Origin of the sequence: Pantoea sp. Ap-870 (assembly GCF_011752515.1) — a bacterium.
GTDB classification, from domain to species: Bacteria; Pseudomonadota; Gammaproteobacteria; order Enterobacterales; family Enterobacteriaceae; genus Pantoea; species Pantoea dispersa.
The window spans coordinates 223589-236418 of record NZ_VWXG01000006.1 but is presented as its reverse complement, the minus strand read 5'-3'; the positions used below and the strand labels follow the sequence as shown (position 1 = coordinate 236418).

The window sequence follows — 12830 nt, the reverse complement described above, 5'->3', positions numbered from 1 at the left end:
ATAACCAGGAGGAAATATGTCGCGCTTTGCAGAGAAAGTGGTGGTGATTACCGGAGCCGGATCCGGCATTGGTGCCGCAGCGGCGCAGCGTTTCGCCAGTGAAGGCGCACAGGTGGTGCTGGTGGGCAGAACCCGTGACAAGCTGGAACAGGTGCTGAGCACGCTGAGCGGCGAGAATCATCTGGTGGCACCCTGCGACGTCGGCGATGCGGATCAGGTTAAACAGCTGGCAGAGCAGGTGCAGCGCCAGTATGGGCGCGTGGATGTGCTGGTGAATAACGCCGGCAGCATCGTGCAGGGCAAAATTCACGAAGTGTCGATAGCGGACTGGAAGTCGCTGATGAGCACTGACCTCGACGGTGTATTTTACTGCACCCACTTCTTTATGCCCGCGCTGCTCAACAGTAAAGGCAACGTGGTGAATACCTCGTCGGTATCCGGACTGGGCGGCGACTGGGGCATGAGTGTCTACAACGCCGCCAAGGGCGCGGTGACCAATTTTACCCGCGCGCTGGCGATGGATTATGGCACCGACGGCGTGCGTGTTAACGCCGTTTGCCCGGGCTTTACCTTTACCGATCTCACCGAAGAGATGAAAAACGATGAGGCGCTGCTTGCACGCTTCTATGACCGTATTCCGCTGGGCCGCGCCGGTGAGCCGGAAGATATCGCCAGCGCGATTGCTTTCATCGCCAGCGACGACGCGCGTTATATCACCGGCGTTAACCTGCCGGTCGATGGCGGTCTGACGGCGTCGAACGGCCAGCCGAAACAGGCGTGAGTCATAGCAGGCGGAGAGTCAGGTGTACTGTCACCGTCAATCCGCCTGTTAGTCGGTCATGGCTCACCCGCTTCGCCATCGTGACACGCTGACACATAGCTGGCCGTATAACCGCCGTTCTCTAACGCCACGATTCTGGCAAAGCCAGACGCGCCAAAATGCATGCCGGCAATCACCGTATTTTCCGCTGCCACCTGCTGCAAAATACGCTGGCGCGTCTCTCTGGCCATGACGGGATCGATATCGAAGGCAATGGAAACCTGCGGGCAGGCCAGCTGAACAGGCGGGTAATGCACAATATCACCCCAGATCAATAAATGCTCGCCGTCTGAATCAATGCGAAACCCGCAATGCCCCGGGGTATGACCGGGCAACGCCAGCGCACGGATTCCCGGGCTGATCTCCTCATCCGCCATTAGCTGCAGCCGCGGGCTATAAGCCTGCAGCGTGCGCCGCACCAGCGCCGCGTTTAACTGCGCGCGTTCACTCAGCTGGCTGATCGCCGCATCATCCTGCCAGAAGGCGGCTTCGCTGTGGCTGAGGCAGAGCCGGGCATGGCGAAAGACCGGCTGACCCGCGCTGTCCAGCAAGCCGCCAATATGATCGGGGTGCGCATGGGTTAATAACAGGGTATCGATGTCGTCCGGCGTCACCCCGGCCAGCTGCAGATGAGGCAGTAATTTGCCGCTCTGCGCATCGCGTTTTCCCATCCCGGTATCCACCAGAATCACGCGTCCCTGACCGCGAATCAGATAACAAAACACATGGATGTCGCCCGGCTGTGCTATGCCTGCCTGACGTTGCAGTTCGACCGCATCGTCGTGGTGAATATCCGTTAATAAACTCAGACTGGCTTGCATAGTGCCGTCGCTGATGGCGCTGACCTGATATTTCCCTGTGGTGTATGAAAATATTGCCTGGCTCATAATGATCTCTGTGCGCTAATTTATTCGTTCACGTTAAACAAAATAACGCGGCAATTTTCGCGGCGGATTAGCGCGATGATAATGCTGCGTCAGTGGCTGTCAGCGCGATAATGACGCTAACACCGTTAAGGTGACCAGTGTCATTTTTGACAGAGTTGAGACCCGGATTGTCATGGACATAAAAATTTTGCGCGCCTTTGCCACTGTCGCGGCGCTGGAGCATATTGGTCAGGCTGCGGAACGGTTACATATTTCGCCGTCTCCGCTTAGCCGGCAAATTCAGCAGCTGGAAAGCGAACTGGGCATGGTGCTGTTTCACCGTGAAAAGAAACGTCTGCGCCTGACGGACGAGGGTAAGCGCTTTCTCACCGAGGTGACGCCCTTTTTGCAGCATCACGAACGGCTAAAAGAGTATGCGCAGCATCTGCAGCAGGGTGACGTTGGGCGGCTGGATATTGGATATGTGGAGGCGGCTATTCACTCGCGCCTGCTGCCCGCGGCGCTGGCGCGGCTGGCACCGGGGGCGGGCATTGATGTCCGGCTGCATGCGTTACGTTCCGCACAGCAAATTGCCCGGTTAGAGGCGGGGGCGATCGATATTGCCATTGTGCATACGCTGCCGCACGTCGACGCGGATTTTGTGCATAAGAAGATCGCGACCGAACCGGTGCTGCTGGCGATGCCGGCGTCCAGTGCGCTGACCGCGCCCTTGGCGGCTGATTTGCACGGCCGGGCGTGGATTGCCGACCAGGAAAATCTCAACCCTGCCGCGCGGGCGCGATTGCTGGCAGCCTGCCAGCGTGCCGGCTTTCAGCCGGATATTCGTTTTGAAGTGAATGGTCCGCTGGCCGCGCTTGCCTGTGTCGAAGCCGGGCTGGGTTTCACCCTGATCCAGCACAGCCTGGCGCGCATCGTTCCGGATAACGTTGTGCTGATGCCGCTACCCGATCTGGCGCTGGAGATTGTGCTGTATGCCGTCTGGCGCAGGCAGGATACCCGACCGTTGACGGCGCGTTTTCTGCAGCAGCTTTGCCTCACGCCCGCCGTGGCGCCGCGGTAAGCCTGAGCGGAGGTGCGTCAGCCGGCGACATCCTGCAGCGCTTCCTGCAAATCGTACCAGCGGAAACCAAAGCCGGACTCCTCCAGCCGCTTCGGCAGCACGTGCTGCCCGCCCAGCACCAGCACGGCGGATTCTCCCATCATCAGTTTGATGGCGCTGGCCGGGGTGCGCATAAAGGCCGGACGATGCATCACCTGGCCCAGCGTGGCGGCGAACTGCTCGTTGCGCACCGCGTAAGGCGCCACCATGTTAAACGGGCCCTGCAACTGATCGTTATCGATCAACCACAGGATGGCGTTGACCAGGTCGTCCACGTGGATCCACGGCAGGTACTGTTTGCCGCTGCCAATCGGTCCGCCGACGCCAAGTTTGAACGGCAGCTTCATTTTGCTCAGCGCGCCACCTTCGCGCGCCAGCACCACACCGGTGCGCAGCAGGCACACGCGGGTGCGCTCGCTTTGCGCCTTCATCGCCAGCTGCTCCCAGCGGGCGCACAGGGTGTGGGTAAACTCCTCGTGGCCCGGATCGTCCTCGGTCACCACCACATCGCCGGTATCACCATAAAAGCCGGTGGCCGAGCCGGAAATCAACAGGCGCGGCGGATTGCTGCTGGCGTGGATCAGCGAGACGATCTGTTCAGTGATTTGCCAGCGGCTTTCGCACAGGCGCTGCTTCTGCTGCTCGGTCCAGCGCTTGTCGGCAATCGGTTCTCCCGCCAGATTGATGACGCCGTCAATAGCATTGAGATCGGACTGCTGGTTAATGCCCGACCACAGCATCACGCGCGCATCGAGTTTTTCCCGCGCGGCCGCCACGTCACGCGTTACCACATTCACCTGATGGCCCAGCTGCAGCAGGCGCGGAATTAAATGGCGACCTATCAAGCCGGTACCGCCGGTAATAAGCAGGTGCATGTTTAGTCTCCCTGTCATTAATTATCTGCTCTGAATTGAGCATAGAAGAGAAGTGCCGCTGCGGCGTGACAGCGCTTACGCTTATGATGAAAAACCGCCAGTTTGCCGTGGTCCTGCGGCAAAACATCGGACCAGCGCGCCATTGCCTTAGCCGGCAAAAATCGGTAAACATGATGCACACCTGACGCTTAGCCGAGGCAGCTGATGAACTATCCCGCCATTACGTTGTGGTCCGATTCCTGTTTTTTTAGCCCGTATGCCATGTCAGTTTATGTTGCGCTTACCGAGAAGGGCATTCCCTTTACTGTCAGGCGCGTTGACCTGTCGCGCAATGCACAGCTTGACGATGAATACCGCGGCCTGTCGCTGACCTGCCGTGTGCCCACGCTGCAAATTGATGATGTCAGCCTGAATGAATCCTCGGCCATCGCCGAATATCTCGAAGAGCGTTTTCCGGCGCCGGAGTTTGAGCGCCTCTATCCGCGCGATCGCGAAAAACGTGCTCACGCGCGCGAAGTGCAGGCATGGCTGCGCAGCGATTTACTGGCGCTGCGCACGGAGCGACCTACCGAAGTGCTGTTTGCTGCTGAACGCTTTGCTCCGCTCACGCCCGCTGGCGAACAGGCCGCCAGTAAACTGATTACCGCGGTGCAGCGCCTGCTGCCGGACGGCCAACAGAACCTGTTTGGCGAGTGGTCGATTGCCGACACCGACCTGGCGGTGATGATTAACCGGCTGGCGCTGCACGGCGATCCGCTGCCGGTGAAGCTGCAGCACTATGCAGAATTCCAGTGGCAGCGCGCCTCGGTGCAGCTGTGGCTGGCCGAGTCGGGTAAAGCACGCTAAAACCTTGCGGCGGCGAAAAGAACGCTTTACCTTAGCGCTCATTCTAATAAAGCATCGCAAACAGGCGCGTGCTGGGCACGCCGAAAACAGAGAAAGGGTTACCGGATGGTGGATCAAACGGCAGGTGACGGTATCGAGTGGGTGGATATCGTTAGCGAAGAAAACGAAGTGATTGCGCAGGCCAGCCGTGCGCAGATGCGTGCGCAATGTCTGCGCCATCGCGCTACCTATATTGTAGTGCACGACGGCATGGGCAAGATTCTGGTGCAACGCCGTACCGAGAGCAAAGATTTCATGCCGGGTATGCTGGATGCCACTGCGGGTGGCGTAGTGCAAAGCGGTGAAGACCTGCTGGAATCCGCCCGTCGTGAAGCGGAAGAGGAGCTCGGCATCGCCGATGTCCCGTTCGCCGAGCACGGCAAATTCTACTTCGAAGATCAGCACTGCCGCGTATGGGGTGGGCTGTTCAGCTGCGTGTCGCACGGTCCGTTTGCCATGCAGGAAGAGGAAGTGGATGAAGTGTTCTGGATGACGCCGGAAGAGATCACCGCCCGATGTGATGAATTCACCGATGATTCACTCAAAGCCCTGTCGCTGTGGCTGAGCCGCAACAGTGACGCGGTGCGCAGTAAGCAAAGCAGCGAAGCCTGATTCCTGCGCTTCCGCATTAAGGCACCCTAAGGGTGCCTTTTGTGTTTAATGCTGGCTGAGAATGCGGGTGAGAATGTTCAGCGCCGTACTGAACTGGGCGTCCGGAATGGTTAGCGGATAAAGAAAGCGGATCACGTTGCTGTGCACGCCGCAGGTCAGCAGGATCAATCCTTCGGCCAGCGCCTGCTGCTGAATCGCTTTGGCGATCTCCGCTGAGGGTCGGCCGCTGGCGTCATGAAACTCCGCCGCCATCATCGAGCCATAGCCGCGCACCTCTGCCAGCGCACGGCAGCCGGCGCCGTTCAACGCTTCTGCCAGCTGCGTACCGAGCCATTGCGCACGCTCGCACAGGTTTTCTTCACTGATAATATCCAGCACCGCATGCGCGGCGGCAATTGCTGGCGGATGGCCAGCATAAGTGCCGCCCAGACCGCCCGGCTCCGGTGCATCCATCACCGCGGCCCGGCCGCTCACCGCCGACAGCGGAAACCCGCCTGCCAGACTTTTCGCCAGCGTGATCAGATCCGGCTGCACCTCATAATATTCGCTGGCAAACAGCCTGCCGGTGCGCGCAAAACCGCTCTGTACTTCATCGGCGATCAGCAGGATGCCGTGGCGATCGCACAGCTGACGCAGCGCCGTCACAAACTCTGGCGGCGCGACATAGAATCCGCCTTCGCCCTGAACCGGTTCAAAGATGATGGCCGCCACCTGCTGTGGCGCGATATCGCTGCGGAAAATCGTCTCCAGACTGTCGAGCGCATCGTGCACGCTGACGTTATGCAGCGCATTGGGGTAGCGCGCGTGAAACACCGGGCTGGCAAACGGGCCGAAGCCGGTTTTGTAAGGCAGCACTTTGCCGGTCAGCGCCATGGTCATATTGGTGCGACCGTGGAACGCGCCGCTGAAGGCGATAATCCCCGGGCGGCCGGTGGCTGCGCGCGTGATTTTCACCGCGTTCTCAACCGCCTCGGCGCCGGTAGAGAAGAAGGTGGTTTTCACGGCGCCTTCAATCGGCACCAGCGCATTCAGACGCTCCGCAAGGTGAATGTAGTTCTCATAGGGCACGATTTGAAACGCGGTATGGGTGAAGCACGTCAGCTGCTGCTGTACCGCCGCCAGCACTTTGGGATGCCGGTGTCCGGTATTGAGCACCGCAATGCCGGCGGCGAAATCAATATATTCCCGCCCCTGCTGGTCCCACAGCGTGGCGTTTTCGGCTTTCGCCGCAAAGAAATCACACATCACGCCCACGCCTCGCGGCGTGGCCTGTAACCGACGGCTGTGCACATCACTGTTGCTCATTGCTGACCTCGTAAGTCGCGGGAGAGTGTAATCAGTGTTAGCGCGCAGGCGGGATTTTGCCAGTGCGTTTATACGGGCAGGGTTGTGGCGCAGGATAAAAAAAAGCACGCCCGGGCGGGCGTGCTGATGCGGAGCGGGGAAGGGGATTAGCCTTCAGCCTGCTGCGACTGAATCGCCGTCAGCGCAATGGTGTAGACAATATCATCGACCAGCGCACCGCGTGACAGGTCGTTAACCGGTTTGCGCATGCCCTGCAGCATCGGCCCGATGGAGATCAGGTCGGCAGAACGCTGCACCGCTTTGTAAGTGGTGTTACCGGTGTTGAGATCCGGGAAGATAAATACCGTCGCACGTCCGGCCACCGCTGAGTTCGGTGCTTTAGACTTGGCGACGTCTTCCATGATTGCGGCGTCGTACTGCAGCGGGCCATCAATCACCAGATCCGGGCGTTTTTCCTGCGCAATGCGCGTTGCTTCACGCACTTTCTCTACGTCACTACCGGCACCGGAGTTACCGGTAGAGTAGGAGATCATCGCTACGCGTGGATCGATGCCGAAGGCTTTAGCGGAGTCGGCGGACTGAATCGCGATCTCGGCCAGCTGCTCCGGATTAGGATCCGGGTTGATGGCGCAGTCGCCGTACACCAGCACCTGCTCTGGCAGCAGCATGAAGAATACCGAGGAGACCAGCGAGCTGTTCGGCGCGGTTTTGATCAGCTGCAACGGCGGACGAATGGTATTGGCGGTGGTGTGAACCGCGCCCGAGACCAGACCGTCAACTTCGCCGCTTTCCAGCATCATGGTGCCCAGCACCACGTTATCTTCCAGCTGCTCCTGCGCGACCACTTCGGTCATGCCTTTGCTCTTACGCAGCTCAACCAGGCGCGGCACGTAGTTGTCACGCACCACCTGCGGATCGACAATTTCAATGCCTTTACCGAGCTCAACGCCCTGCGCTGCGGCCACGCGCTGAATCTCATCCGGATTGCCCAGCAGCACACAGGTGGCGATGCCGCGCTCGGCACAAATCGCCGCCGCTTTAACGGTACGCGGTTCGTCGCCTTCCGGCAGGACGATGCGCTTGCCGGCTTTACGCGCCAGTTCGGTGAGCTGATAGCGGAATGCCGGCGGTGACAGACGACGGCTGCGTTCGGATGTGGCGGTCAGTGATTCAACCCAGTCAGCATTGATAAAGCCGGCCACATACTCCTGCACTTTTTCGATGCGCTGCGTGTCGTCAGCCGGCACTTCCAGGTTAAAGCTCTGCAGGCTGAGCGAGGTTTGCCAGGTGTTGGTTTTTACCATGAACACCGGCAGGCCGGTCTGGAAGGCGCGTTCGCACAGACGGGCAATCGGCGCTTCAATCTGATAGCCGCCGGTCAGCAGCACCGCACCAATTTCGATGCCGTTCATCGCCGCCAGACAGGCCGCCACCAGCACGTCAGGACGGTCGGCTGAGGTCACCAGTAGCGAGCCCGGACGGAAGTGCTCCAGCATATGCGGGATGCTGCGCGCGCAGAAGGTTACGGATTTGACGCGACGCGTGTGGATTTCACCTTCGTTGATGATCTCCGCGTTGAGATGGCGGCACATATCAATGGCGCGCGTCGCGATCAGATCAAAGCTCCACGGCACGCAGCCCAGCACCGGCAGCGGGCTGTTGGCGAACAGTTGCTTAGGATCGATGTTGGCGATACTGGCTTTCGAGGAGTCGTCGAAAATTTCTGACAGATCCGGACGGGTACGGCCCTGCTCATCCACTGGCGCGTTGAGTTTGTTGATGATGACGCCGGTGATGTTTTTGTTTTTGCTGCCGCCGAAGCTGCTCTGCGTCAGTTCGATGCGCTCTTTCAGCTGTGCCGGTGAGTCGTTACCCAGCGACATGACGAAGACGATCTCCGCGTTCAGCGTTTTGGCAATTTCATAGTTCAGCGCCGAGGCAAACTGATGTTTGCGCGTCGGAACCAGGCCTTCCACCAGCACCACTTCCGCATCTTTGGCGTTGGCGTGGTAGTTGGCGATGATCTCTTCCATCAGCACATCCTGCTGGTTAGAACCCAGCAGCGACTCAACGCGAGACATTGGCAGCGGAACCGCGGCCGGAATAGCGGAGTTTTTGCGAATGATGGTGGTGGTCTGGTCTGGCGCATCGCCGCCAGCGCGCGGCTGGGCGATCGGTTTGAACACGCTCAGGCGCACGCCTTTGCGCTCCATGGCACGAATCACGCCAAGGCTGACGCTGGTCAGGCCGACGCTGGTGCCGGTAGGAATAAGCATAATTGTACGTGACACTATAGAAACCTCGCGGTGTTACAGGGTGTCAAAAACAACACCGTCAGCCGAAGCTGACGGAGAGAAACATTACGCGGTGAGGCGCGCGGCGTCCTGGGCGATGACCCACTCTTCATTGGTTGGAATCACCACCGCCGGGCGGGTACCTTCTTTATTGATGAAGCCGGACTTGCCGAAGCGTGCAGCCAGGTTGCGCTCGTGGTCAACCTCGAAGCCAAGCAGACCCAGTTTGTCCAGCGCCAGCTCACGCACCATCGCCGCGTTTTCACCGATACCGCCGGTAAACACCACCGCATCCAGACGGCCTTCCATCAGTGCGGTGTAGCTGCCGATGTACTTCGCCAGGCGGTGACAGAACACATCCATCGCACGTTTGGCATCGTCTTTGGTGGCGTAGTTATCTTCCACGTAACGGCAGTCGCTGGTGACTTCGGTCAGGCCGAGCAGGCCGGACTCTTTGGTCAGCAGTTTGTTGATCGCATCCACGCTCATGCCCAGCGTATCGTGCAGGAAGAAGACGATAGCCGGATCGATGTCACCGCTGCGGGTGCCCATCACCAGACCTTCCAGCGGCGTCAGACCCATTGAGGTATCTACGCACTGGCCGTTACGGATGGCCGCCACAGAACCGCCGTTGCCGAGATGGCAGGTGATGATGTTCAGCTCGCTGACCGGCTTGTTCAGCATTTTGGCGGCTTCCTGCGTCACATAGTAGTGACTGGTGCCGTGCGCGCCGTAGCGGCGCACGCCGTGCTCTTTATACAGGTTGTACGGCAGGGCATAGAGATAGGACTCTTCCGGCATAGTCTGATGGAAGGCGGTGTCGAAAACGGCGACATTTTTATCCGACAGGTGCGGGAAGTTTTTCATGGCTTCGTCGATACCGATCAGGTGCGCCGGATTGTGCAGTGGCGCGAAGGACGACGCGTCTTTGATGCCCTGAATGACGGACTCGTCAATCACCACCGATTGCGTCAGCTGCTCGCCGCCGTGAACGATACGATGGCCGATTGCAGCGATTTGTGCCGAAAGCTCTGGTTTTTGTGCCAGAATAGTTTTAACGATGAAGTTCAGCGCTTCGCTGTGCGCTGCGCCCGCGCCGAGCGGGGCTTCCTGTTTGCTGCCGTCCAGTTTCCACTTGATGCGCGCTTCCGGCAGGTGGAAACACTCCGCCAGACCGGAAAGGTATTCGTCACCGCTGGCTGGATTGAGAATGGCAAACTTAAGAGAGGAGCTGCCGCAGTTGAGGACCAGTACTAACTTCGTCGACATGGAAGTACCTATTTTGTTAAATAGTGGCTAAAAATAACGCAATCAGACTAACAGCGTAGCCTATGAAAGCTGGTAGATTAATGATTAACATCATGCGCTAGTCAAAAAAGAAACGACACGCAAAAAATTTCGGTAATTTTACGCAGATTTTTGAAATCCACGAAGCGAAACATGGCTCCAGCGCGCTCTTTTATTGAGCTGCGGCTTCCGGTAATGTTGCAAAAACGGCGTCAGAATACCCACTGTGACCCGCAAAGACAAAATCTTTTGAAGGATGTCACGTAAAGTTGTGTAGTTATAAAATTTTTTTAAATGTTGCAGTAATAGTTGAGGTCTACCATGGCGAATGACGCAGGCAATCCAGGCTGGTTCGGCTTATTTCAGCGCGGCCAGCACTACATGAAAACCTGGCCCGCCGACAAACGTCTGGCGCCGGTGTTTCCTGAGAACCGTGTGGTGACGGCAACCCGCTTTGCGATTCGCTTTATGCCACCGCTGGCCATTTTTACGCTGACGTGGCAAATCGCGCTCGGCGGGCAGCTCGGTCCGGCGATTGCCACCGCGCTGTTTGCCTGTAGCCTGCCGATGCAGGGATTATGGTGGCTGGGTAAACGTTCCGTCACGCCGCTGCCGCCAACGCTGCTGCACTGGTTCCACGAAGTGCGCGCCAAACTGGAAGAGGCCGGACAGGCCATTGCCCCCGTCGACGGCAAGCCGACTTACCAGGCGCTGGCGGATGTGCTCAAGCGTGCTTTTAAGCAGCTCGACCGTACTTTCCTCGACGATCTTTGATCAAATGGCGCTTTTCTCTGCCAGAGAATTTGCGCCCAATCCCGGTTCAAATCAAAGAATAGTGATGCGGACATACACGCATCGCTTTCGTTGTGTAATCATTTCTGCATTGTTTAAATCTTAAGCGGCCCTGCGGCCCGGGAGTAAACCATGGAAATGACCCATGCACAGCGACTGATTCTTTCTAATCAATACCAGATGATGGCGATGCTTGAGCCGGATAACGCCGAGCGCTATCGCCGCTATCAGACCATTATTGAACGCGGCTATGGACTGCAATTGCGCGAGCTGGACAAAGAGTTCGGCGAGCTGAGCGAGGCGACCTGCCGTACGCTGATCGACATTATGGAAATGCATCATGCGCTGCATGTTTCCTGGTCCAATCACAAGGCGCCGTGCAACATTGAAGAGCGTCGCCTGGCGTTTCTCGGCTTCGACGCGGCCACCGAAGCGCGTTACCTCGGCTACGTACGCTTTATGGTTAACGTGGAAGGGCGCTATACCCATTTCGATTCCGGCACCCACGGCTTCAATGCGCAAACCCCGATGTGGGAAAAATACCAACGCATGCTGGCGGTGTGGCACACTTGTCCGCGTCAGTATCACCTCAGCGAGAATGAGATCGCGCAAATCCTCAATGCCTGAATAAGGAGCAACGTGTGAAGTACAGGGGTTTTCTGTTTGATTTAGACGGGACGCTGGTGGATTCACTGCCGGCCGTGAATCGCGCCTGGTCAAGCTGGGGCGCACGCCACGGCCTGGCTGCGCAGCAGGTGCTGGACTACATTCACGGCAAACCGGCGATCAACTCGCTGCGCCACTTTATGGCGGGCCAGTCTGAAGCAGCGATCCAGGCCGAATTTCGCTGGCTGGAGCAGCTGGAAGCAGAAGACACGGCAGGCGTGCAGGCGATTGCCGGTGCACACGCGTTGCTGACCACCCTGAACGCACTCGACATTCCCTGGGCGATTGTGACTTCGGGATCGATCCCGGTGGCGCATGCCCGTCACAAAGCGGCCGGTTTACCGCTGCCGGAGGTGTTTATTACCGCCGAGGACATTAAATTCGGTAAGCCCAATCCTGAACCTTATTTGCTGGGCGCTGAGCGGCTCGGGCTTTCTGCGCCAGAATGCGTGGTGGTGGAAGATGCACCGGCGGGCATTATCGCCGGGCTGGAAGCGGGCAGCGCGGTGGTGGCGGTCAATCCGCCGGCCGATGCGCCACGCCTGAGTGAAGTGGCGCTGCAGGTGGAAAATCTGCAGCCGCTGCACATCAGTAAACAGCTGGACGGTTACTTCAGCGTGACGCTCCGCGCCTGAAACAGCCCACGCTGAGCGGCGCAGGTTACAGCGGCGTATCCTGGGAAATTTCATCCAGCGACAGGCTGAAGCTGGGGATGAAGACTTCAACGAAGTAATCCATCTCCGGCGATCGCCGCTGCGCCAGCGTCTTCTCCAGACGGGCTTTGGCCAGCAGAAACTCGTTGTTGCCGGCCGATAGTTCTTCAAGGCACTTGAGGTAGGCGCACAGCGCATCAGCCTGTTTTACCACCGCCTGCTCGCTCTCGCTATGCAGGTGCTCATCCAGCAGCGGACGATATGCGTCCTGCAACTCAGGCGGCAGCATCTCAATCAGCTTGTGCTGCGCAATCTTTTCAATCTTCTTGTATTCATGGGCAATCTGCGCGTTGTAGTACTTTACCGGCGTGGGCAAATCGCCGGTCAGCACTTCGCTGGCATCGTGATACAGCGCCAGCATGGCGATGCGATCGGCATTCAGATTGCCGTTAAATTTTTTGTTTTTAATGATGGCCAGCGCATGCGCCACCATGGCGACCTGCAGACTGTGCTCGGAGACATTTTCCGTGCGCACATTGCGCATCAGCGGCCAGCGGTTGATGAGTTTCAGGCGGGAGAGGTGGGCGAAAAAGTGGCTACGGGTCATGGACGGTTCCTGTTGCACGGCGGGGAGCTTGTGCGGCTCCCCGAAAGT

Annotated in this window: 13 protein-coding genes; 7 read left to right on the top strand and 6 right to left on the bottom strand. The window is 58.5% G+C overall.

Features of this window, described 5'->3' with window-relative positions; translation table 11 throughout:
• The first annotated feature begins 16 nt into the window (after nt 1–16).
• Entirely contained in the window at nt 17–781 is a 765-nt protein-coding gene (locus tag F3J41_RS16180; protein ID WP_058775818.1) for an SDR family NAD(P)-dependent oxidoreductase, read from the top strand.
• Nucleotides 782–837: 56 nt separating this feature from the next.
• Here F3J41_RS16180 and F3J41_RS16175 read toward each other — a convergent pair whose 3' ends face one another.
• Nucleotides 838–1707 (bottom strand): MBL fold metallo-hydrolase, encoded by an 870-nt coding sequence (locus F3J41_RS16175; protein WP_166711766.1) that lies wholly within the window; start codon nt 1705–1707, stop codon nt 838–840.
• A gap of 172 nt (nt 1708–1879) precedes the next feature.
• Here F3J41_RS16175 and F3J41_RS16170 point away from each other — a divergent pair, with 172 nt between their 5' ends.
• A complete protein-coding gene (locus tag F3J41_RS16170) occupies nt 1880–2767 on the top strand; it encodes a LysR substrate-binding domain-containing protein (protein WP_166711764.1) in 888 nt (295 codons plus the stop codon).
• 17 nt (nt 2768–2784) lie between these two features.
• Here F3J41_RS16170 and F3J41_RS16165 read toward each other — a convergent pair whose 3' ends face one another.
• On the bottom strand, nt 2785–3681 hold the full coding sequence (locus F3J41_RS16165; protein ID WP_166711762.1) for a TIGR01777 family oxidoreductase: 897 nt from the start codon (nt 3679–3681) through the stop codon (nt 2785–2787).
• A 204-nt stretch (nt 3682–3885) separates the two neighbouring features.
• Here F3J41_RS16165 and yfcF point away from each other — a divergent pair, with 204 nt between their 5' ends.
• Complete coding sequence (gene yfcF / locus F3J41_RS16160; RefSeq protein WP_166711761.1) at nt 3886–4527, top strand: glutathione transferase; 642 nt, start codon at nt 3886–3888, stop codon at nt 4525–4527.
• A 105-nt stretch (nt 4528–4632) separates the two neighbouring features.
• The gene (yfcD, locus tag F3J41_RS16155) at nt 4633–5178 is read left to right on the top strand and encodes an NUDIX hydrolase YfcD (protein WP_021509200.1); all 546 of its coding nucleotides are present in this window, start codon (nt 4633–4635) and stop codon (nt 5176–5178) included.
• 45 nt (nt 5179–5223) lie between these two features.
• Here the strand turns inward: yfcD and F3J41_RS16150 are convergent, their stop codons facing one another.
• The 3 genes from F3J41_RS16150 to ackA form a co-directional block, all read right to left on the bottom strand.
• On the bottom strand, nt 5224–6483 hold the full coding sequence (locus F3J41_RS16150; protein WP_166711759.1) for a 4-aminobutyrate--2-oxoglutarate transaminase: 1260 nt from the start codon (nt 6481–6483) through the stop codon (nt 5224–5226).
• A 146-nt stretch (nt 6484–6629) separates the two neighbouring features.
• The gene (gene pta, locus F3J41_RS16145; protein WP_176428128.1) at nt 6630–8774 is read right to left on the bottom strand and encodes a phosphate acetyltransferase; all 2145 of its coding nucleotides are present in this window, start codon (nt 8772–8774) and stop codon (nt 6630–6632) included.
• Nucleotides 8775–8843: 69 nt separating this feature from the next.
• The gene (gene ackA / locus F3J41_RS16140; protein WP_021509203.1) at nt 8844–10046 is read right to left on the bottom strand and encodes an acetate kinase; all 1203 of its coding nucleotides are present in this window, start codon (nt 10044–10046) and stop codon (nt 8844–8846) included.
• Between the two features lie 339 nt (nt 10047–10385).
• Between ackA and yfbV the strand changes: the two genes are divergently transcribed.
• The 3 genes from yfbV (at nt 10386) to F3J41_RS16125 (ending at nt 12157) form a co-directional block, all read left to right on the top strand.
• Complete coding sequence (yfbV, locus tag F3J41_RS16135; RefSeq protein WP_021509204.1) at nt 10386–10838, top strand: terminus macrodomain insulation protein YfbV; 453 nt, start codon at nt 10386–10388, stop codon at nt 10836–10838.
• A gap of 150 nt (nt 10839–10988) precedes the next feature.
• Nucleotides 10989–11483, top strand: a complete 495-nt coding sequence (locus F3J41_RS16130; protein ID WP_021509205.1) for a YfbU family protein — start codon at nt 10989–10991, stop codon at nt 11481–11483.
• 14 nt (nt 11484–11497) lie between these two features.
• Complete coding sequence (locus tag F3J41_RS16125; protein ID WP_058780303.1) at nt 11498–12157, top strand: sugar phosphatase; 660 nt, start codon at nt 11498–11500, stop codon at nt 12155–12157.
• Between the two features lie 25 nt (nt 12158–12182).
• Here F3J41_RS16125 and yfbR read toward each other — a convergent pair whose 3' ends face one another.
• Nucleotides 12183–12782, bottom strand: a complete 600-nt coding sequence (gene yfbR, locus F3J41_RS16120; RefSeq protein WP_021509207.1) for a 5'-deoxynucleotidase — start codon at nt 12780–12782, stop codon at nt 12183–12185.
• Nucleotides 12783–12830: the final 48 nt, after the last annotated feature.

Excerpts from the sequence above, each read along its gene's own strand:
- yfcF (WP_166711761.1), top strand. The coding sequence starts at position 3,886 with ATGAACTATCCCGCCATTACGTTGTGGTCCGATTCCTGTTTTTTTAGC.
- F3J41_RS16165 (WP_166711762.1), bottom strand. The coding sequence starts at position 3,681 with ATGCACCTGCTTATTACCGGCGGTACCGGCTTGATAGGTCGCCATTTA.
- yfcD (WP_021509200.1), top strand. The coding sequence starts at position 4,633 with ATGGTGGATCAAACGGCAGGTGACGGTATCGAGTGGGTGGATATCGTT.
- F3J41_RS16130 (WP_021509205.1), top strand. The coding sequence starts at position 10,989 with ATGGAAATGACCCATGCACAGCGACTGATTCTTTCTAATCAATACCAG.
- F3J41_RS16175 (WP_166711766.1), bottom strand. The coding sequence starts at position 1,707 with ATGAGCCAGGCAATATTTTCATACACCACAGGGAAATATCAGGTCAGC.
- F3J41_RS16170 (WP_166711764.1), top strand. The coding sequence starts at position 1,880 with ATGGACATAAAAATTTTGCGCGCCTTTGCCACTGTCGCGGCGCTGGAG.
- ackA (WP_021509203.1), bottom strand. The coding sequence starts at position 10,046 with ATGTCGACGAAGTTAGTACTGGTCCTCAACTGCGGCAGCTCCTCTCTT.
- yfbV (WP_021509204.1), top strand. The coding sequence starts at position 10,386 with ATGGCGAATGACGCAGGCAATCCAGGCTGGTTCGGCTTATTTCAGCGC.
- F3J41_RS16180 (WP_058775818.1), top strand. The coding sequence starts at position 17 with ATGTCGCGCTTTGCAGAGAAAGTGGTGGTGATTACCGGAGCCGGATCC.
- yfbR (WP_021509207.1), bottom strand. The coding sequence starts at position 12,782 with ATGACCCGTAGCCACTTTTTCGCCCACCTCTCCCGCCTGAAACTCATC.
- F3J41_RS16150 (WP_166711759.1), bottom strand. The coding sequence starts at position 6,483 with ATGAGCAACAGTGATGTGCACAGCCGTCGGTTACAGGCCACGCCGCGA.